19 protein-coding genes are annotated in these 18,038 nt (G+C 43.8%); 13 read left to right on the forward strand and 6 right to left on the reverse strand.

The genetic code is table 11. The features are described 5' to 3' along the window. Window positions 1-51 precede the first annotated feature (51 nt). From BV375_RS29300 to BV375_RS29310, 3 genes are all read left to right on the forward strand, one after another. Complete coding sequence (locus BV375_RS29300; protein WP_086767056.1) at window positions 52-726, forward strand: energy-coupling factor ABC transporter ATP-binding protein; 675 nt, start codon at window positions 52-54, stop codon at window positions 724-726. A gap of 92 nt (window positions 727-818) precedes the next feature. Further along, a complete protein-coding gene (rsmG, locus tag BV375_RS29305) occupies window positions 819-1,556 on the forward strand; it encodes a 16S rRNA (guanine(527)-N(7))-methyltransferase RsmG (RefSeq protein WP_086767058.1) in 738 nt (245 codons plus the stop codon). Window positions 1,557-1,818: 262 nt separating this feature from the next. Further along, window positions 1,819-3,141, forward strand: a complete 1,323-nt coding sequence (locus tag BV375_RS29310; RefSeq protein WP_086767059.1) for a Gfo/Idh/MocA family oxidoreductase — start codon at window positions 1,819-1,821, stop codon at window positions 3,139-3,141. A 253-nt stretch (window positions 3,142-3,394) separates the two neighbouring features. Here BV375_RS29310 and BV375_RS29315 read toward each other — a convergent pair whose 3' ends face one another. Continuing rightward, entirely contained in the window at window positions 3,395-4,153 is a 759-nt protein-coding gene (locus tag BV375_RS29315; protein ID WP_086767061.1) for a superoxide dismutase, read from the reverse strand. Between the two features lie 185 nt (window positions 4,154-4,338). Further along, window positions 4,339-5,760 carry an NADP-dependent isocitrate dehydrogenase gene (locus tag BV375_RS29320; RefSeq protein ID WP_086767063.1) on the reverse strand — a complete coding sequence of 474 codons (1,422 nt, stop codon included), beginning with the start codon at window positions 5,758-5,760 and terminating at the stop codon, window positions 4,339-4,341. Between the two features lie 365 nt (window positions 5,761-6,125). Here BV375_RS29320 and BV375_RS29325 point away from each other — a divergent pair, with 365 nt between their 5' ends. The 9 genes from BV375_RS29325 (at window position 6,126) to pyk (ending at window position 12,447) form a co-directional block, all read left to right on the forward strand. Then, window positions 6,126-6,854 carry a GUN4 domain-containing protein gene (locus tag BV375_RS29325; protein ID WP_086767065.1) on the forward strand — a complete coding sequence of 243 codons (729 nt, stop codon included), beginning with the start codon at window positions 6,126-6,128 and terminating at the stop codon, window positions 6,852-6,854. A gap of 25 nt (window positions 6,855-6,879) precedes the next feature. Then, window positions 6,880-7,098: a type II toxin-antitoxin system HicB family antitoxin gene (locus tag BV375_RS29330; protein ID WP_086767067.1), complete on the forward strand. Its 219-nt coding sequence runs from the start codon at window positions 6,880-6,882 to the stop codon at window positions 7,096-7,098. After that, window positions 7,098-7,277 carry a type II toxin-antitoxin system HicA family toxin gene (locus BV375_RS29335; protein WP_086767069.1) on the forward strand — a complete coding sequence of 60 codons (180 nt, stop codon included), beginning with the start codon at window positions 7,098-7,100 and terminating at the stop codon, window positions 7,275-7,277. The genes BV375_RS29330 and BV375_RS29335 overlap by 1 nt, the downstream gene beginning before the upstream one ends. 214 nt (window positions 7,278-7,491) lie before the next feature. Then, on the forward strand, window positions 7,492-8,646 hold the full coding sequence (locus BV375_RS29340; protein WP_086767071.1) for an ABC transporter ATP-binding protein: 1,155 nt from the start codon (window positions 7,492-7,494) through the stop codon (window positions 8,644-8,646). A gap of 34 nt (window positions 8,647-8,680) precedes the next feature. Then, window positions 8,681-8,914, forward strand: a complete 234-nt coding sequence (locus tag BV375_RS29345) for a UPF0175 family protein (protein ID WP_086767073.1) — start codon at window positions 8,681-8,683, stop codon at window positions 8,912-8,914. A gap of 13 nt (window positions 8,915-8,927) precedes the next feature. Continuing rightward, window positions 8,928-9,101, forward strand: a complete 174-nt coding sequence (locus tag BV375_RS38425) for a hypothetical protein (protein WP_243714093.1) — start codon at window positions 8,928-8,930, stop codon at window positions 9,099-9,101. A gap of 48 nt (window positions 9,102-9,149) precedes the next feature. Further along, window positions 9,150-9,383, forward strand: coding sequence for a hypothetical protein (locus BV375_RS38430; protein ID WP_243714094.1), 234 nt, complete (start codon window positions 9,150-9,152; stop codon window positions 9,381-9,383). 345 nt (window positions 9,384-9,728) lie between these two features. Continuing rightward, complete coding sequence (gene gap / locus BV375_RS29355; protein WP_086767075.1) at window positions 9,729-10,772, forward strand: type I glyceraldehyde-3-phosphate dehydrogenase; 1,044 nt, start codon at window positions 9,729-9,731, stop codon at window positions 10,770-10,772. 244 nt (window positions 10,773-11,016) lie between these two features. Continuing rightward, the gene (gene pyk, locus BV375_RS29360) at window positions 11,017-12,447 is read left to right on the forward strand and encodes a pyruvate kinase (protein ID WP_086767110.1); all 1,431 of its coding nucleotides are present in this window, start codon (window positions 11,017-11,019) and stop codon (window positions 12,445-12,447) included. Between the two features lie 182 nt (window positions 12,448-12,629). Here pyk and BV375_RS37290 read toward each other — a convergent pair whose 3' ends face one another. Further along, window positions 12,630-12,806 (reverse strand): hypothetical protein, encoded by a 177-nt coding sequence (locus BV375_RS37290; RefSeq protein WP_166507557.1) that lies wholly within the window; start codon window positions 12,804-12,806, stop codon window positions 12,630-12,632. 65 nt (window positions 12,807-12,871) lie between these two features. On the opposite strand from BV375_RS37290, the gene BV375_RS29365 reads away from it, so the two are divergent. Continuing rightward, window positions 12,872-13,879 carry a transaldolase gene (locus tag BV375_RS29365; protein WP_086767077.1) on the forward strand — a complete coding sequence of 336 codons (1,008 nt, stop codon included), beginning with the start codon at window positions 12,872-12,874 and terminating at the stop codon, window positions 13,877-13,879. 76 nt (window positions 13,880-13,955) lie between these two features. On the opposite strand, the gene BV375_RS29370 is transcribed toward BV375_RS29365, so the two are convergent. From BV375_RS29370 to BV375_RS29380, 3 genes are all read right to left on the reverse strand, one after another. Continuing rightward, the gene (locus tag BV375_RS29370) at window positions 13,956-14,813 is read right to left on the reverse strand and encodes a hypothetical protein (RefSeq protein ID WP_086767079.1); all 858 of its coding nucleotides are present in this window, start codon (window positions 14,811-14,813) and stop codon (window positions 13,956-13,958) included. Between the two features lie 417 nt (window positions 14,814-15,230). Then, the gene (gene metK, locus BV375_RS29375; RefSeq protein WP_086767112.1) at window positions 15,231-16,505 is read right to left on the reverse strand and encodes a methionine adenosyltransferase; all 1,275 of its coding nucleotides are present in this window, start codon (window positions 16,503-16,505) and stop codon (window positions 15,231-15,233) included. A gap of 254 nt (window positions 16,506-16,759) precedes the next feature. Beyond that, window positions 16,760-17,764, reverse strand: a complete 1,005-nt coding sequence (locus BV375_RS29380; protein WP_086767081.1) for a phosphoribulokinase — start codon at window positions 17,762-17,764, stop codon at window positions 16,760-16,762. Window positions 17,765-18,038 lie beyond the last annotated feature (274 nt).

Below are 18,038 nucleotides of genomic sequence, written 5' to 3' on the forward strand. Positions count from 1 at the left end.
AGTTAAGCGTAGTTGATCAGTTATTCGCCAACTTTTTGGTAATCTTAACAAATGCTCTATCTCAGAAATCTGATTTATCATCCGACAGCCTGCCCAACAGCGATTCTCAAAGCAATCAACTTGGAATTAGCACCCCAAAAGCTAGGTTTGATTATTGGTCCGAGTGGTTCTGGTAAAAGTACCTTACTAGAAATTTTATCTGGACTAGCCGAACCTACTTCTGGTGGAGTGTTCTGGCGCGAACAAGAACTGCTAGCTGAACAACTACAACAATTAGCTGGGTTGGTATTTCAGTTTCCAGAGCGGCATTTTTGTGGCGGTACGATTTTAGAAGAATTGCGCTTAGGGCATCCAGAACTTGGCTCAGAGCGAGTTAGGCAGGCACTCAGTGAAGTAGGATTAGAGCATTTATCGCTGTCAGCACAACCCCATGCGTTGAGTGGTGGACAACAGAGGCGTTTAGCTTTGGCGGTGCAGTTAATTCGCCAGCCAAATCTACTGTTGTTAGATGAACCTACAGCCGGCTTGGATTGGTCAATGCGTCGGCAGTTGGTAAATTTATTAGCAAAGCTCAAACAAGATTGGACATTGTTAGTAGTAACACATGATGCCGGGGATATGTTAGCGATCGCAGACAGTTGTTGGACACTCAACCACGGTGAACTAAAATCAGTTGACCCCGCAATCCTGAAAGCTAAAGTTCAAGAACCCCAACCAGCGGCGTGATGGGCGAGGTCAGGGAGTGTGGGGAGAGATGATAAAAAAGCTTTCCAGCATTCCCACAATCCCAATAACAAATGACTCTTGACTCTTGACAAATGACTAATTCATTGCCTGAAATGGCAGAAATCTGGCAGGAAACTCTCAATTGGCAACCTACAGCCCAGCAGCAATTACAATTCCAGCAGCTTTACGAATTAATTCTTGAAGGGAACCGCCAGTTAAATTTAACTCGCATTACTGAACCGCAAGAGTTTTGGGAAAAACATCTGTGGGATTCTCTACGGGGAATTGCACCACAGCAGCAATTTATTTCTTCGCTTCAAGAGGGTGCATCTGTGATTGATATTGGCACAGGTGCGGGTTTTCCTGGTATTCCAGTGGCGATCGCTGTACCTAATTGCACAATTACGCTTTTAGATTCAACGCGCAAAAAAATTACTTTTCTCGAAAAAATTCTGACCGAACTTGCTTTAGACAATACCAAAACTCTCGTTGGCAGAGTTGAAGAAATTGGTCAGCAACACCACCATCGGCAAAGTTATGATGTTACCCTAATTCGTGCTGTTGGGACAGCCTCCGCCTGTGCAGAATATGCTCTACCATTGCTCAAACAAGGTGGTTTAGCGGTGATTTACCGTGGTAATTGGACTGAGGAAGAAACTACAGCTTTAGAAAATGCAGTTAGCCAGTTGGGCGGTGTCATTGAAGCGATCGCACAATTTACCACTCCTTTAAGTAAAAGCGTTCGTCATTGCTTGTACTTGCGTAAAATAGCAACCACGCCAGCTAATTTTCCTCGTGCTGTTGGTGTACCCACACAAAAGCCACTTTGACCATACTCTTTAAATAAAGTGGCGATCGTTGCCTACAGCCAAGCATTATAACAATTCTCTAAAAGTAGACAACAGATGATGAATGACGCGGGGACGCGGAGACGGGGAGACAGGAAGATTCATTTGTAGCCAGATTTTAGAGAAAAGGTATTACCCATCAATTCAAAATTAACAGAGTACTATATCTCTTTAGATTGAGGAAATACATGGTGAAGATCTCTCCAATGTAAGGCAGACCTTAAATCTGAGTATTTAGAACTCTATGTCAAATCTATTTCAAGGAGATGTGTCACGCCGTCAGTTTTTGGCTAGTGCAGGATTAGGAATGGTTTCAGCAACAGCGATCGCCAATTTATCAGACACTGCCACTGCCCAGCAATCAGAAGCATTACCTCAATCCATACCACGTGGTGGAGAACTGCCACCTCAGATTCAGTTTCCACCTATTCAAGCTCCGACTGAACAAGAGACAGGCGGCCCTCCTACTGCCTTGCCACGCGAACGGCGATTAGGATTTGCGATCGTTGGTCTTGGCAGATTATCATTGGAAGAAATCATGCCTGCGTTTGGTGAGTGCAAACTGGCGAAACCTGTGGCTCTAGTGAGTGGCGATCGGGCAAAAGCCGAACAGGTGGCTCAACAGTACAGCATCAAACCTCAAAACATTTACAACTATCAAAATTACGATCTTCTCCGCAACAATCCTGAAGTTGATGTCATTTACATTGTGCTACCCAACAGTATGCACGCCGAATACACAGTGCGGGGCGCGCGCGCTGGAAAACACATTCTCTGCGAAAAGCCGATGGCAAATACAGTCGAAGAATGCCAGCAGATGATTGACGCTTGCAAACAGGCAAATCGTAAGCTGATGATTGCCTATCGCTGTCAATACGAACCCCACCACCGTGCCGCGATCCAAATGGTTCGCAGTAAGGAATTTGGTACGATCAAGCTGATTCAGGCAGACAACGGACAGAACCAAGGCGGTGACTTGAATCAATGGCGGCTCAAGAAATCATTAGCCGGAGGCGGTTCATTACCAGACGTTGGAATTTATTGCCTCAATGCTACGCGCTACTTAACTGGAGAAGAACCAATCGCCATCAGCGCCAATCTCTTTAGCACTCCCAACGATCCCCGCTTTCGGGAAGTTGAAGAGAATGTGACTTTCCAACTCCAGTATCCCAGCGGAGTCTTGGCCATCTGTTCTACTAGCTATGGCTACCATCGAGCTAGCCGCTTTCGAGTTTTTGGCTCTGATGCTTGGGGACAACTAGATCCAGCATTTACCTACAACGGTTTGCAAATGACGATCGGGCGTAAATCCTCCAGCAACAGCATGGCAGAGAACATAACACAAGTGCGGATGCCAGAAAAAAATCAATTTGCCTTAGAAATGGATCACATGGCAGATTGTGTGATTCACGATCGCATCCCTCACACACCAGGAGAAGAGGGTTTGCAAGACCAAAAGCTGATGGCACTGATTTACAAGGCAGCCCAGACTCATCAGACGATTACACTACCCCCTGTATCAAGACTAGATATTACTCGTGGTCCCACTCCGCGAACGCTCAAATAATCAACACTGGCAATACTCACACATTGCAATGCGCCTCAAATTGTATCCGTACAAGTTGCATTAGTTACTACTCCAGAGCAGCAAATCCCGCTTCAAGATGACAGCATTCACTACAGCGCACAACACATGGGAGTTGTGGTTGCGCAAACATATACTAAGCCCTAACTTCTCCAGCCCTGCCCATAGGCACAGCTTACCCTTAGGGTGGGGCTTTCTTTAAGAGCTAATTCTCGTTTCTCCCGATTATCTCTATCTAAGCAAACTTACTCGCGGCGGCAAATCGCTTGTTAATCTCATCCCAGTTAACCACATTCCACCAAGCTTCTAAATAATCGGCGCGGCGGTTTTGGTAGTTGAGATAATATGCGTGTTCCCAAACATCATTACCTAAAATAGGATACTTACCTGCACTTATGGGACTGTCTTGGTTAGCTGTTGTAGTTACTTCCAGCTTGCCATTGTTGTTGCGGACAAGCCAAACCCAACCACTACCAAACTGAGCTGCACCAGCTTCGTTAAATTGTTTTTTGAAGGCAGCAAAATTACCAAAATTTTGATTGATTGCGGATGCGATCGCGCCTGTGGGTTCGCCACCACCTTGGGGTTTCATAATTTGCCAAAACATCGAGTGGTTGACGTGCCCACCGCCATTGTTACGTACTGTTTTACGAACATCTGCGGGCACAGTATCAAGTTTACGTAACAGTTCTTCAACAGTTTTGCTTTTAAGTTGTGGATGTTTCTCTAAGGCTGCGTTCAGATTTTTCACATAAGTTGCATGATGCTTATCATGATGAAACTGCATCGTTTTGGCATCAATGTGCGGTTCCAGCGCTTCATAGGCATAAGGCAAAGCTGGTAATTGAATAGCCCCTTTAGTGGTAGCTGCTTTTGGTTCAGGACTTGTTTGAGTTCCACTAGGAGATTGCTCTGCTGAAGCACAACCTTCTAATGCAAAGCTACCCGTACCTGCTGCTAGTAAAAACAAGAAATGGCGTCGATTAATACTCATAAAAATTTTTGCAGCGAATCAATTGAATATCTTGATAAATTTTATTTTCTTCGATTCAGGTTGCAAAAAACTAAGAAATGGGGAATGGGGCATTGGGCATGGGGCAAGAAGGGAATAAGCAATAGTTATTTCTCCTCTGCTCCCTGCTCCCCTGCTTATTCCTAGCCCTAGCCCCTAACCCCTAATTAGCCAAAATGCTGAATAATTGCGTCGGCAAATTCAGAACACTTTAAGGGTTCTACTTGTGGTTCTAGTAAACGTGCTAAGTCATAGGTGACTTGACTGTTGGCGATCGCATCTCCTAAACCTTTTTTTATTAGGTCTGCGGCTTCTTGCCAACCCAGATACTCAAGCATCATCACACCAGACAAAATCACTGAACCGGGATTAATCCGATCTAAGCCGGCGTGTTTGGGTGCAGTACCGTGGGTAGCTTCAAAGATGGCGCAGGCATCGCCAATATTCGCCCCTGGTCCCATTCCTAAACCGCCAACAATGGCAGCAGCAGCATCAGATAGGTAATCGCCATTCAAGTTCATCGTCGCCAGAATCGAATATTCATCGGGTCTGGTTTGGATTTGTTGAAAAATACTGTCAGCAATCCGGTCATTGACCATGATCTTGTCTTTCCACTTGCCGTTGCCGTGGCTATCCCAAATTGAGTTAAGAACGGTTTCAACTTCCTTGACAATTTGCGCTTTTTTCTCTGGGGTGAGACTATCAAATCCAGGATCAACCTGACGGGCGTTTTCTTCCAAGGAAAGATTCGGATTTTTCTCCTTGTTGCTCAAAATCCAAGATTCCCGTTCGGTAACGCACTCGGCGCGAAATTCGCTAGTTGCGAGTTCGTAACCCCAATCGCGGAAAGCGCCTTCGGTGTACTTCATGATGTTGCCTTTATGCACCAAAGTCACCTGTTGCTTGTGTTTGGGCAATAGCAAGGCGTGTTTGATCGCACGCCGTACCAAGCGCTGAGAACCCTTTTTACTGATGGGTTTGATGCCAATGCCAGAATCCAGGGGAATTTGCTTTTTGCCGTGTTCTGGGGTGGCAGGAATGAGATCCTCGTTGAGAATTTTAATGAGGCGATCGCCTATTTCGCTGCCTTGTCGCCACTCAATCCCCAAATAAATATCTTCTGTGTTTTCCCGATAAACAATTACATCAAGTTTTTCGGGGTTTTTGTGAGGTGAGGGTGTACCTGCATAGTAGCGGCAAGGACGCACGCAGGCATACAAGTCAAAAATTTGTCTTAGTGCCACATTTAAGGAACGAATACCGCCCCCAACAGGAGTAGTCAGCGGTCCTTTAATAGCAACACCATATTCTGCAATTGCTGTTAGCGTATCCTGAGGTAAATACTGGTATAAGCCGTATAAATCGCAGGCTTCATCTCCAGCGTAAACCTTGAACCAACTAATTTGACGCTTACCGTTATATGCCTTTGCTACCGCAGCATCAAGTACTTTTTGGGCAGCAGGCCAGATATCTATACCCGTTCCATCGCCCCGAATAAAGGGGATAATAGGGTTATCAGGCACAACTGGTTCACCATTTTTGAAGGTGATTTTTGCTCCAGTTGTCGGGGGGGTAATCTTTTCATACATAAATCGCACACTCCTGATCGATTGGCGGCCAGTCAAATTCAGAAAATTTTTCTATGGGAGGCTTGCAAATTTTACTGTGTATTTGCTTTGAGATTAAGGATTAAGAAGCAGGGAATAAAGATAGACGCAGGGATAAGGCTTAAAAAGCTTGTTCCTTAATCCCCAGTCCCTTCCAGTCCTTTGAGGCGCAGATTTTCCCCTTATTCACCTTGTACCTTATTTGGGACTTGAGGATGGGATTGAGTGAAACGATCGCTATTTTGTACGATCAAAAATAGTAAACTACTTTTCGCTATCAGTGTTTCACCTTTGATAACACCCCATAGCGATCGCAGTTTCACACTCCCGCTAAAACGAGTAATGGCATGACAGACCCAATGATTGTATCAGGCCCTGCTAGTGACATCGACTCCCTCCGCCTCCAGTTAATCGCTGGGTCTCTTCAAGTCCAACAAAAGATCATCCCACAGTTAGCTGACTTGGGTAATGAGGGACTAGATGTGTTGATGGAATTTTTACTGAAACGTTCTGACACCCCAGCAACTTGGCTTGATGGCAAAGCTTACCAAGTACTCTACAACTCTGATGCACCTAAAGCCAAAGAATTTCTACAAACTAATTTTCCTGAGGGAATTGTACCTCTAAAATCAGAGTGCGGGATTAATTACAATCCTTTGCAACAGCTACTTGCTATCCAAGACTTCCAAGCAGCCGATCGCCTAACCATTCAAAAAATGTGTGAATTAGCAGGCCCTACGGCATTACAACGCAAATGGTTGTATTTTACTGAAGTAGATAACTTCCCCTCTGTTGACTTGCAAACCATTAACCATCTTTGGTTAGTCCACTCTGAAGGCAAGTTTGGCTTTTCAGTACAGCGAGAAATTTGGTTAGGTTTGGGAAAAAATTGGGATAATTTTTGGTCAAAAATTGGTTGGAAAAATGGTAATAATTGGACGCGATATCCCCATGAGTTTACCTGGGATTTGAGTGCTCCTAGAGGTCATTTACCTTTGTCTAATCAACTGCGCGGAGTGCGAGTAATTGCTTCTTTATTTGCTCATCCTACTTGGTTGAATAAGCTAGAACAATGATCGTGAGTATAGGTAATTAAAAATTATGACAAATGCCACTCAACGAGAATTTTACGTCATCATCGAATGCGATGAAGATGGCTACTATGTGGGAGAAGTCCCTCAGTTAAAAGCTTGTTACAGTCAAGGAGAAACAATTGATGATCTGATGGCAAATATTAAAGAAGTTATTGAACTATGCCTAGAAGCGAAAATTGATGAACCAATACCAGAATTTATTGGTATTCAAAAGGTAGTAATTTAATGCCAAAACTACCAAGCGTAACAGGAAAAATAGTGATTAATATCCTTACAAAAATAGGATTTAACGCAGTGCCGCAAAAAGGTAATCATGTGCAAATGGAACATGAAGATGGGTGTTTTGTAACTATTCCTGTTTATGCTGGAAAAACAATTGGCAGAAAATTAAGTAGGTCGGCGTGAATATTTATCGTTGGGATGAGTCAGGAGGCAGAAGGAAAGAAGGTTTAAGCCTATTTGATTTTTCTTAACATAGTTTTGTTTTTCCACACCGTTCTACTTACTACGTAAAATACTACGCGATGCTGAACTTACAACAGACGAGTTTATAGCATTGCTGAAATGAGAAAATAGGGATTTTACCACAGATTCAAAAATTAAAATTTCAAATTAGATAATGGCAAACGTTAGGCTAGAAGACATTAAGCGAAGATTCAATAACGTTACTGCTATCGAGGATATTTCTTTTGAAATTCCCGATGGTGAGTTTTGGGTTTTGGTGGGGCCATCGGGTTGTGGTAAATCTACAATTTTACGAACGATCGCAGGTTTGGAGACAGCCACATCTGGCAAACTCTTTATTGGCGATCGCTTGGTAAATAATATCCCAGCTAGACAGCGGGATGTGGCGATGGTGTTCCAAAACTATGCTCTCTATCCGCATATGACGGTGGCACAGAACATCGCTTTTGGGTTGCAGATGCGGAAAGTTGACTCGAAGGTAATTCAAGATAGAGTGTTGAATGTAGCGCGATCGCTTTCCCTAGACAAGCTGCTAGATCGCAAACCCAAACAACTTTCTGGGGGACAGCAACAAAGGGTAGCATTAGGAAGAGCGATCGCTCGTCAGCCACAAGTTTTTTTACTAGATGAACCTTTGTCTAATTTGGATGCTCAACTACGCGATGATACTAGGGCAGAGTTGAAACAGCTACATCAAGAATTAGGCATTACAACTATCTACGTTACCCACGATCAAGTAGAAGCGATGACTTTGGCTGATCGAATTGTGGTGCTGAATCGCGGTAGGATTCAACAAATTGGCGATCCTCAAACTATTTATGAGCTTCCTGCTAATCAAATGGTGGCGTCTTTTTTAGGCAATCCACCTATGAATATTCTGCCTGCAATTTATCAGAATGAAGGTTTTGATGTCAGCGGACAGTTATTAGAAATTCCGGCAAATTTACAGGAGAATTTACAACTGCGTCAAAGACAAACTGTGGATTTGGGGATTCGTCCAGAGCATATTTATATTAACGAACCACCAAGAGGAGGAAACTTCTATGCGGGGGTTCCCCCCGTTGCAGAAAGTGTCCGTCCCCAAGAAGAAGAGTTAGGATTGTTATCCGTTGAGGTGAAGGTGGTGGAACCTTTGGGAAGGGAAACTTTGATTCGCGTCAGTTTACCCGATTCATCAGCGTTGCTGAATGTGCAAATTGGTGGTGGTGTGCGTTTGCGTCCAGGCGATCGCCTTTCTCTACAACTAGATTTAAGTCAGTTATTTGTGTTTAATTCAAATAATGGTGACAGAATCTGGCCTGAGAACTGACTATATTCTTTGTTGTCAAGAGTATCAGAAACATATGTCTTTACAACTCACAATTACCTACCCTGCAACTTTTCCAGATGCTATTGGCAAAACCAGGGAACAATTTGAACAAGAAGCAAAATGGGCAATGGCAGTTAAGCTTTATGAAATCAAACGCCTCTCTTCTGGCATGGCTGCTGCATTAATCGGAGTAGATCGCGTTACTTTTATCCTAAAGTTAAATGATTATAGTGTTCCTTTGATTGACTTGATTGAGGAGGAATTATGATCAGATCTAACAAATGCCTAAAACTAGTCAAATTGTTATTAATACTTCTCCCTTAATCGCTCTTGTTGCAGCTTTAGGAGACTTAAGGATTTTACCGTTTCTTTATCAGGAAGTTCTTGTTCCCTTTGAAGTCTCCCAAGAAATCATCTTAGGGGTAAAAACAGGATTTGCTGTAACTGAGTTTTAAGCTGCATCTTGGTTACAAATACAAACTTCTGCTTTATTAATTTCTCCCTTGTTACTCAACTCCCTAGATTTAGGTGAAGCATCAGTAATTCAACTAGCATTAAATAAAAACATACCTACAGTTTGTATTGATGAGGCAGTTGGGCGAGGAATTGCTAGATTAAGCGGTCTTTTGGTCACAGGCTCAATAGGGATTTTGCTACGTGCTAAACGGGAAGGATATCCGTTATATCTCAATGCAGTTCAGTTAAGAAAATTCATTGACAACAAAGCTCATAAATAATTACTAAACAAAAAACCGAACAATTATTTTGGAGGGGGCTTGGGGGACGCAACCGTCCCCCAATCGGGGGTTTGGGGGATTCTCCCCCAAATCTTGGTTTTTGTCCGACAGATGAGAACTCTTATCACCTTAACTGAACCGTATTGGAATATAGTGGACAATGCTCAATGCCCCATGCTCAATGCCCATTCCCAAAACCTTAAAATATGCCAAGAAAATAGGCTTTAAGCGTCTGTTGACTGTAACGATCAGCTAAGTCAGACCAAAACTATCCTACTAGCTGAATGCAGCGTTGAAGATAGGGTAATAGCCCTGAGTTCGGGTTATAAGAACAGGAGGTTAATTGTGACGAAGTTGAAAGTTGGCATTAATGGATTTGGTCGTATCGGGCGGCTTGTGCTTCGCGCTGGCATTAATAATCCCAATATCGAGTTTGTAGGGATTAACGACCTAGTACCACCAGATAATCTTGCTTATCTGTTCAAATATGACTCAACCCACGGTAAGTTTAAAGGTAAAGTTGAAGCTAGGGAAGATGGCTTCGTTATTGATGGACATTTTATCCCTTGCGTATCGATTCGCAACCCAGCAGAGTTGCCTTGGGGTCAATTGGGTGTAGATTATGTAGTGGAATCTACAGGACTTTTCACAGGTCAAGAAGGCTCGACAAATCACCTTAAGGCTGGTGCAAAGCGTGTAGTAATTTCTGCTCCTACCAAAGATCCAGAACTAGTTCCTACTTTACTGATGGGTGTCAATCATCACCTATTTGATCCCAGCAAGCACACTATTGTTTCCAATGCCAGCTGTACGACAAACTGCCTGGCTCCTGTAGCTAAGGTGATCAATGACAACTTCGGCTTGACCGAAGGGTTGATGACCACAGTTCATGCCATGACTGCCACCCAACCAACAGTAGACGGTCCCAGCAAGAAGGACTGGCGAGGTGGTCGGGGTGCAGCCCAGAATATCATTCCTTCTTCTACAGGCGCAGCGAAAGCTGTAGCACTGGTTTTACCAGAATTGAAGGGCAAGTTAACTGGTATGGCGTTGCGAGTTCCTACTCCCGATGTTTCTGTGGTTGACTTAACTTTTAAGACAGCCAAAGCTACTAGTTACAAAGAAATATGCGCGGCGATGAAAGCAGCCGCTGAAGGCGACCTAAAAGGCATACTTGGCTACACTAACGAAGAAGTAGTTTCTACAGATTTTCAGGGTGATACTCACTCTAGTATCTTTGACGCAGGTGCTGGGATTGAACTGAATTCAAACTTCTTCAAAGTGGTTGCTTGGTATGACAACGAGTGGGGCTACTCGAATCGTGTAGTTGATTTGATGTTGTCAATGGCACAAAAAGAAAAACTCGCCCCAGCAGTTGCTTTGGCTTGATTAGTCATTAGTCATTGGTCATTGGTCATTAGTTATGAGCTTAAATACTATTGACTTTTGACCACTGACTCTTGACTTTTGGGATTGGTCAAACGGCGTATACCTCGATAGGAAAACTGGATAAAAAAGTGATTTTACTGAGCAGCAAAGTGATATGAAGCACTTGTGAATTTGGACGCGTTAGGCGTTCATGTTGCAGGTTTTGGAGAACACCTACCAGGCTATTCCTAAATCCCCAATCCCTATGCGTCGAACCAAAATTATTTGTACTGTTGGACCTGCTACATCTGCTCCTGAAAGGCTGGAAGCGTTGGTAGAAGCTGGGATGAATATGGCACGGCTGAATTTTTCTCACGGAGCCTATGAATTCCACGCCCAAACTGCTCGTTATCTAAAGCAGATTAGTAGCGAGCAGCGAAAGCCGATCGCAATTATGCAAGATCTGTGTGGTCCTAAGATTCGCTTGGGAACTTTACCACCAGAAGGGCTAATGGTGGAAGCTGGTAGCGAAGTCACCTTTGTTTTACAGGATAAGGGTGAGAGTATTGATGAACTACCTTTGCCGTTACCGACTTTGTTTGCAATGGTGCGACCAGGTGAACCGATTTCGATTAATGACGGTCGCGTTAAGCTAGTTGTAAGCGATCGCGATGCCGATCGCATTCGTGCCCATGTGAAAATTGGCGGATTAATTTCCACGCACAAGGGGGTAAACCTGCCAGAAACGCGTCTACCTGTCAGTTCCATTACCGAAAAAGATTTGCTGGATTTGCGGTTTGGCATTCAGTTAGGTGTGGATTGGGTGGCAGTTTCCTTTGTGCAATCACCCCAAGACTTAGAACCTGCCCAAAGAATGATTGAAGCGGCGGGAGCAAAGATTCGGGTAATCGCCAAAATTGAACGCCCAGAGGCAATCAAGCAGTTTGACAGCATTCTTGCAGCTGCCGACGGGATTATGATTGCCCGTGGCGATTTAGGCGTGGAAATGCCGATTCACGAAGTTCCCCTGATTCAAAAAGATATTATTCGCCGTTGCAATCGGGCAGGTAAGCCAGTAATTACTGCCACTCAAATGCTGGAATCGATGATTAGCGCCCCCGATCCTACCCGGGCGGAGGCAACAGATGTTGCTAACTCCATCTGGGATGGTACGGATGCTGTCATGCTTTCTGGTGAAACTGCTGTGGGTCAATATCCCGTCGCTGCTGTTCAGATTATGCATAACATCGCCGTGCGTACAGAACAGTCTTTGCAAGAAGGTAGTAGCCATTCCTGGTGTCATGAGGCAGGTAGTTTAAGCGTCACCGAATCTGTGGCAGAAGCAGTATGTCGGATTGCCTATGAAACAGGCGCAAGGGCAATTCTCTGTAACACTTCTTCGGGAAGTACAGCGCAAATGGTTTCTAAATACCGACCATCAACGCCGATTATTGCCCTTACCCCTGATGAAACCGTTTACCGCCAGTTAGCACTTTCTTGGGGTGTAGTACCCTTGCTAATTCCACCCGTCCACAATGCGGAAGAGATGTTTATGAATGTGGTAAACACAGTTGTAGACATGGGTTTAGCAAAGGACGGCGATAAAGTAGTGATTACCTCCGGCGTTCCAATTGGTAAATCAGGTACAACGAGTTTAATTAAAGTGCATTCTATTGGACAGCCGATTTTGGCATAAGGCACCTAGAATAAGGCCGAGGCTCAAGACACTAAGCAAACTTGGGCAAAATTAAGAAAAGTTGCCAGAATCAGAATTGAAGCAGCAGCAAAGAGTGTAAACAACAGGGGAATAAGTAAAATTTCCCGCCTACAAGGAGAATGTTGATTTTGTCAGTGGTGAATGGTCAGTAGCAAAGAAATCTATTGACAAATGACAAAGCGCAAAGTCGAGCCACTGCGTTGCGGGGGTTCCCACGGCAGTTCCTTCAAGTCGGCAAAGCCGCCCAACGGACTGCCTCCCCGTTGTAGCACGTGGCGTCGGAGCGTCGGCTTCTGGCGATCTGAACTTTGTAAGAGAGGACAAACGACAAAGGACACGCGTTCGCATAGCGTCCCGCAGGGAAGCGCAGTAAATCCTAAACAAACAACCATCACGGAGTTTTATGTCTAAAAATCTACTTGAACAATTGCGCACAATGACTGTTGTAGTCGCGGATACAGGAGATATCCAAGCGATTGAAAAGTTCACACCCCAAGACGCCACCACCAATCCCTCGTTGATTACCGCCGCGGCGCAGATGCCTGAATATCAGGAAATTGTCGATCAGACTTTACTCCAAGCTCAAAAAGATGCAGGCACAGGTGCAAGCCAAGCCCAAATTGTTACCATCGCTTTTGACCGTTTGGCGGTAGCTTTCGGGCTGAAGATTTTACAAATCATCCCCGGTCGTGTTTCTACAGAAGTAGATGCCCGCTTGTCTTACGATACTGATGCCACTGTTGCTAAGGCTAGAGAATTAATTGCCCAATACAAAGCTGCGGGAGTTTCTCGCGATCGCGTTTTGATTAAAATCGCCTCCACCTGGGAAGGTATTCGCGCTGCGGAAATCCTAGAGAAAGAAGGTATTCATTGTAACTTGACTCTATTGTTTGGACTCCACCAAGCGATCGCCTGTGCAGAAGCTGGCATTACCCTAATCTCTCCCTTCGTCGGTCGCATTCTTGACTGGTACAAGAAAGATACCGGACGGGACAGCTACCCTGCTGCGGAAGATCCAGGAGTATTGTCTGTTACTAAGATTTACAACTATTACAAGAAATTCGGCTATAAAACCGAAGTTATGGGAGCTAGCTTCCGTAACATTGGCGAAATCACTGAATTGGCAGGTAGTGATTTGCTCACCATTTCTCCTTCATTGTTAGCTGAATTGCAAGCCACTATTGGCGAACTACCACGCAAACTCGACCCCGCTAATGCAGCCAGCTTGGAAATTGAGAAAATTTCTATTGATAAAGCAACCTTTGACAAGATGCACAGCGCTGACCGTATGGCATCTGACAAACTAGCAGAAGGTATTCAAGGTTTCACCAAGGCGCTGGAAGACCTGGAAAAACTGCTAGCAAACAGATTGGCTACTCTAGAAACTAAAGCAACCAGTCCTGTAGCTTAGAATTTCTCGCCATTTAGTTAGCACTTCAGTTTCTACATATTTCCATCAGAAACCCGGTTTTGAGAAATCGGGTTTTTTATTCTTGATTTGTGCTCGCCAGCTTCACCCGTCGTTGAAAAATAATCATCTCATTCCCCACAACTGGATTCCGCGCTACTAGCCTATCTTGAGAATCCACAACTTCTAGATGACTAAAATCCAGTTCTTGAGAGCGTTGTAAAATATCCGCTGCCAACTTATCTTGTTGGGATTGGGTGAGAGTATACCAATCATCACTAATTTTGACAGTAAGGTTACTAGTACGAAAATTGGCTTGAATTGATTTTATAAGACCAGAGGCAATGCGATCGCTTATTTCCGCTACTTGATTTTCGATTCCTGCAATTAAAATTTGTTCTGGTGTCAATTGCACAATTGGCGTTGGTATTGGTGTGGGTTCCGGTGTTGGCGTTGGTTCTGGTTCCGGTTCCGGTGGTGGAACTTCTGCTGATGGCGACGGCGTAATTTCTTCTTGTGGTTGAGGTTCTGGCGTTGCTAACTCTGGTGGAGTAGTTATCGTTGGCGTGGGTGTTGGTGCAGGAACTTCCTCAACTGGAGGAAGCGTTGCTACCTCAACAGGTTTATTCGTAAAAACGCTCGTAGTTGTCCAAACTACAATTACAGCAATGCTAGCAATAATCCCTGTCAAAGCTGTATCTGACAACTTTGCAGACAAATTTGCTGGTAAAAAAGCACGGATTTTAGCTAGCAATCCTCCCCAAAAACCAGGAGTTTCTTCAGTTCCCGGTGAAGGTGCTGTTTCCAGTTTCACCACCGCAGTCTCTAAAATCCTAATTGTCCCTCTCAGAAATTGGATAATAGTAGACTTCCAAATTGGCTGATCTCTCTGGTTGGGTTTTTGGGGAGGTTGTGAATTCTGAGTGCCTTGCGACATGGAAATTTCACCAAGAGCAACAAATCAAAGCTCAATCAATTGATCGAGAAGAATACAGAATCAATTAGTGAGGGATTCAGTCCTGCCACTAATTGATTCCGCACTAAATCTTAGCGTCTACGAGTACCTAAGTTCTACCCAAAATAAATATGTAGCAATCATTTTTTTAATCTGTATGAGCTATATGAGCTTTATCTAAGTAAAGGCAAGGGAACAGGGAACAGGGAACAGCATAGAGAATGTGTAATTAATTTTGTTTAGGTACTTAATGTTAATTGGGATGCTGGAGAAGCCTGAATATTGAGGAATTTTAATCTAAAAACTTAAAGCCAAAATTGTAGAAAATGGGGTATGGGTAACTGCATAAGAATTACCCATACCCCTATATCCAGTGAGATTCAGAATATATACAGCAGTTTACTTGAGTGCTTGAGCGATCGCTGCTGAAAGTGACTCGTTTACTGCTTGCTTTAACAAGTCGGCCTTATCGATACGTTCCCACGGCAAATCTAGATCATTCCGCCCAAAATGACCGTAAGCCGCGACGTCCTGATAAAAACGTCCGCCTCGTTCATTTGGTAAGTTACGTAAATTAAAGGCATGGATAATTCCTGCTGGTCGCAGTTCAAAATGCTTTTTGACTAATTCCAGCAAGATTTCATCATCAACTTTGCCAGTTCCAAAGGTATCCAGCAAAATGCTCACAGGACGTGCTACACCAATTGCATAACTTAGCTGCACTTCACATTTATCTGCTAACCCAGCGGCGACAATATTTTTAGCCACATAGCGCGCTGCATAAGCCGCAGAACGGTCTACTTTTGTGGGGTCTTTGCCAGAAAAGGCACCGCCACCATGACGTGAATAACCACCGTAGGTGTCAACAATGATTTTCCGTCCTGTTAGACCAGAGTCGCCTTGAGGACCACCAATGACAAATTTACCAGTAGGATTGACTAAAAAACGCGTCTGTTCATCTGGCTTAATGTCAATGTCGCCAAATACAGGTTGAACTACTGCTGTCCAAAGGTCTTCTTTGATTTTGGCTTGAACTGCGGCTTCATCTGTGATTCCCCCGATACTAGCTGTATGTTGGGTAGAAATCAGAATTGTATCAATGCCTACCGGACGCCCATTTTCATAGATAACGGTAACTTGTGTTTTACCATCGGGGCGCAGATACGGCAAATCGCCTGTTTTGCGAACTGCTGCTAGCCGACGAGCAATGCGGTGAGCAAGACTAATTGGCAAGGGTATCAATTCTGGTGTTTCGTTGCTAGCAAAACCGAACATAATCCCTTGGTCGCCCGCGCCGATGGTGTCGAATAGTTCATCACTATCTTCCTCGCGGGTTTCTTGAGCAGTGTTAACACCTTGGGCAATATCAGGTGATTGTTCATCTAAAGCAACTAATACACTGGTACTGTTAGATGAAAAGCCGTTATCAGCATTGGTATAGCCAATTTCGGCAATTTTCTTGCGGGCGAGATTGACATAGTTGACATTGGCGTTAGTGGTAATTTCACCTGTTATTAGTACCAAGCCAGTATTAACAACTACCTCAGCCGCAACTCGGCTAGTCGGGTCTTGTGTCAGTAAGGCATCCAGAATTGTATCAGAAATCTGATCGCATATTTTATCTGGATGACCTTCGGTAACTGACTCGGAGGTAAATAGATATCGACGAGACAAAGGCATTCCTCCTTCTAAGAGTGTTTCACCGGACTAAATGTGATTATTTAGTTCAGTTACTCTAATTTCTGAAATCATAACAATATTTACACATTAAATAGGTTAGTGTGTTCTCAACTTCTCAAAAAGTACTACTGGTATTAAATATTTTGTAAAAGAAAAAATATTTTTTAAATAAAAATGTTTTTTGTAACACAAAAAAAAGGGGGATACCCTCAAGCACCCCCCAAAGCTTTGACACAAATACTGCTGTTTTAAACCTGAACTGCTAATTTGGCTTCCTTTGCTGTTAAACGCTCGTAAGCGTCGCGCATTTTCAACCCTGTTAGTACTTGGAACAAGCCAGTTCCATTGTTGGAACCTGGATACTCGCGGTGCTGGAGTAACAAATGAGTCATCTCACCTTGGTATTTAGTGGATGTATTACTCAGATGGGTTTCGATGTAAATGATTTCTTCTAGGTTGTCAAATTGACCATCTACCTCTAACACCGAGACGTAACGACCGTAGTAAACATCTGAACCATAGTACAGTTGCATACCAGGGTAAGAACAAGTCAGCTTACGTCCGCAAGGTGTCCAGTTAATTGTTGACCCTTCATCAAAGAGGTAGGTTGGCTCAAAGCCTTCTTTACCTTCCCGTTGGAGCATCCGTACCCGCAGGACTTTGCGCTCTGTGTCGTTTTTAATTAAGTTAGTGGGTAATACTTGCAGAACCACATCAGCAAATTCTCTTTGTGGTTCGATAAACTTTTCAAAATCAGGCTTACGGGAATTGATTTGAGCTAAGACATCTTCATAGCGATGTCCCCTTTCAGCCATGTCGCGCTGAATTTTCCAGGCAATTTTGACTTCGTCGCTGATATCGAAATAAACGCTGAAGTCAATTAGCGATCGCACCCGCTCATCATATAAAGGATGCAGTCCTTCAACCACTATGATATGATTCGGCTCTATCCGTTCTGGCGGATCGATCATGCCGGTTTCGTGGTTGTAAATCGGTTTATCAACTGCTTGACCATTTTTGAGCGCTTTAATTTGCTCATACATGAGGTCAAAATTGTTTGCCCTAGGATCAAGTGCTGTGATCCCGGTTTCTTTGCGCTGTTTGCGATCTAGGGAATGATAGTCATCCAAACAGATGACCGTCATTAAATCTTCACCAAACAAATCGATCAAACGACGCAAAAATGTAGATTTACCGCACCCAGAGTCTCCAGCTACTCCAATTAGTACCACGCGTTCCGGCTTACTCGTCATAAATCTCCTCTAGATACTAAAAGATGTGTCAATCAAAAGTTTTTCACACAGCAGATTTTGAAGCCAAGAGTTTACCGATTGGTTTTTCCGGCGTTCTTATTACCCACAGCGCCATAAAGAAATTCAGACGGGTATACAACAAAGTAATAGTTGTTACTCGCCTGCCTAGCCTGAGTTTGTTGCTGGTAAGTATTTAATCCTAGTGGTATATTTGATTTTAACAGAAGGGGTTATTCTATACAAGTTTACTGTCAGGAAGAATCTAGTGGTTCAT

This window comes from Nostoc sp. 106C, assembly GCF_002154725.1.
In the GTDB taxonomy this organism is placed as follows: domain Bacteria; phylum Cyanobacteriota; class Cyanobacteriia; order Cyanobacteriales; family Nostocaceae; genus Aulosira.

Bases quoted from the DNA above. Each gene is read 5' to 3' on its own strand.
- BV375_RS29300 (WP_086767056.1), top strand. From the start codon at position 52: ATGCTCTATCTCAGAAATCTGATTTATCATCCGACAGCCTGCCCAACA.
- rsmG (WP_086767058.1), top strand. From the start codon at position 819: ATGACTAATTCATTGCCTGAAATGGCAGAAATCTGGCAGGAAACTCTC.
- BV375_RS29310 (WP_086767059.1), top strand. From the start codon at position 1,819: ATGTCAAATCTATTTCAAGGAGATGTGTCACGCCGTCAGTTTTTGGCT.
- BV375_RS29315 (WP_086767061.1), bottom strand. From the start codon at position 4,153: ATGAGTATTAATCGACGCCATTTCTTGTTTTTACTAGCAGCAGGTACG.
- BV375_RS29320 (WP_086767063.1), bottom strand. From the start codon at position 5,760: ATGTATGAAAAGATTACCCCCCCGACAACTGGAGCAAAAATCACCTTC.
- BV375_RS29325 (WP_086767065.1), top strand. From the start codon at position 6,126: ATGACAGACCCAATGATTGTATCAGGCCCTGCTAGTGACATCGACTCC.
- BV375_RS29330 (WP_086767067.1), top strand. From the start codon at position 6,880: ATGACAAATGCCACTCAACGAGAATTTTACGTCATCATCGAATGCGAT.
- BV375_RS29335 (WP_086767069.1), top strand. From the start codon at position 7,098: ATGCCAAAACTACCAAGCGTAACAGGAAAAATAGTGATTAATATCCTT.
- BV375_RS29340 (WP_086767071.1), top strand. From the start codon at position 7,492: ATGGCAAACGTTAGGCTAGAAGACATTAAGCGAAGATTCAATAACGTT.
- BV375_RS29345 (WP_086767073.1), top strand. From the start codon at position 8,681: ATGTCTTTACAACTCACAATTACCTACCCTGCAACTTTTCCAGATGCT.
- BV375_RS38425 (WP_243714093.1), top strand. From the start codon at position 8,928: ATGCCTAAAACTAGTCAAATTGTTATTAATACTTCTCCCTTAATCGCT.
- pyk (WP_086767110.1), top strand. From the start codon at position 11,017: ATGCGTCGAACCAAAATTATTTGTACTGTTGGACCTGCTACATCTGCT.
- BV375_RS29365 (WP_086767077.1), top strand. From the start codon at position 12,872: ATGTCTAAAAATCTACTTGAACAATTGCGCACAATGACTGTTGTAGTC.
- BV375_RS29370 (WP_086767079.1), bottom strand. From the start codon at position 14,813: ATGTCGCAAGGCACTCAGAATTCACAACCTCCCCAAAAACCCAACCAG.
- BV375_RS29380 (WP_086767081.1), bottom strand. From the start codon at position 17,764: ATGACGAGTAAGCCGGAACGCGTGGTACTAATTGGAGTAGCTGGAGAC.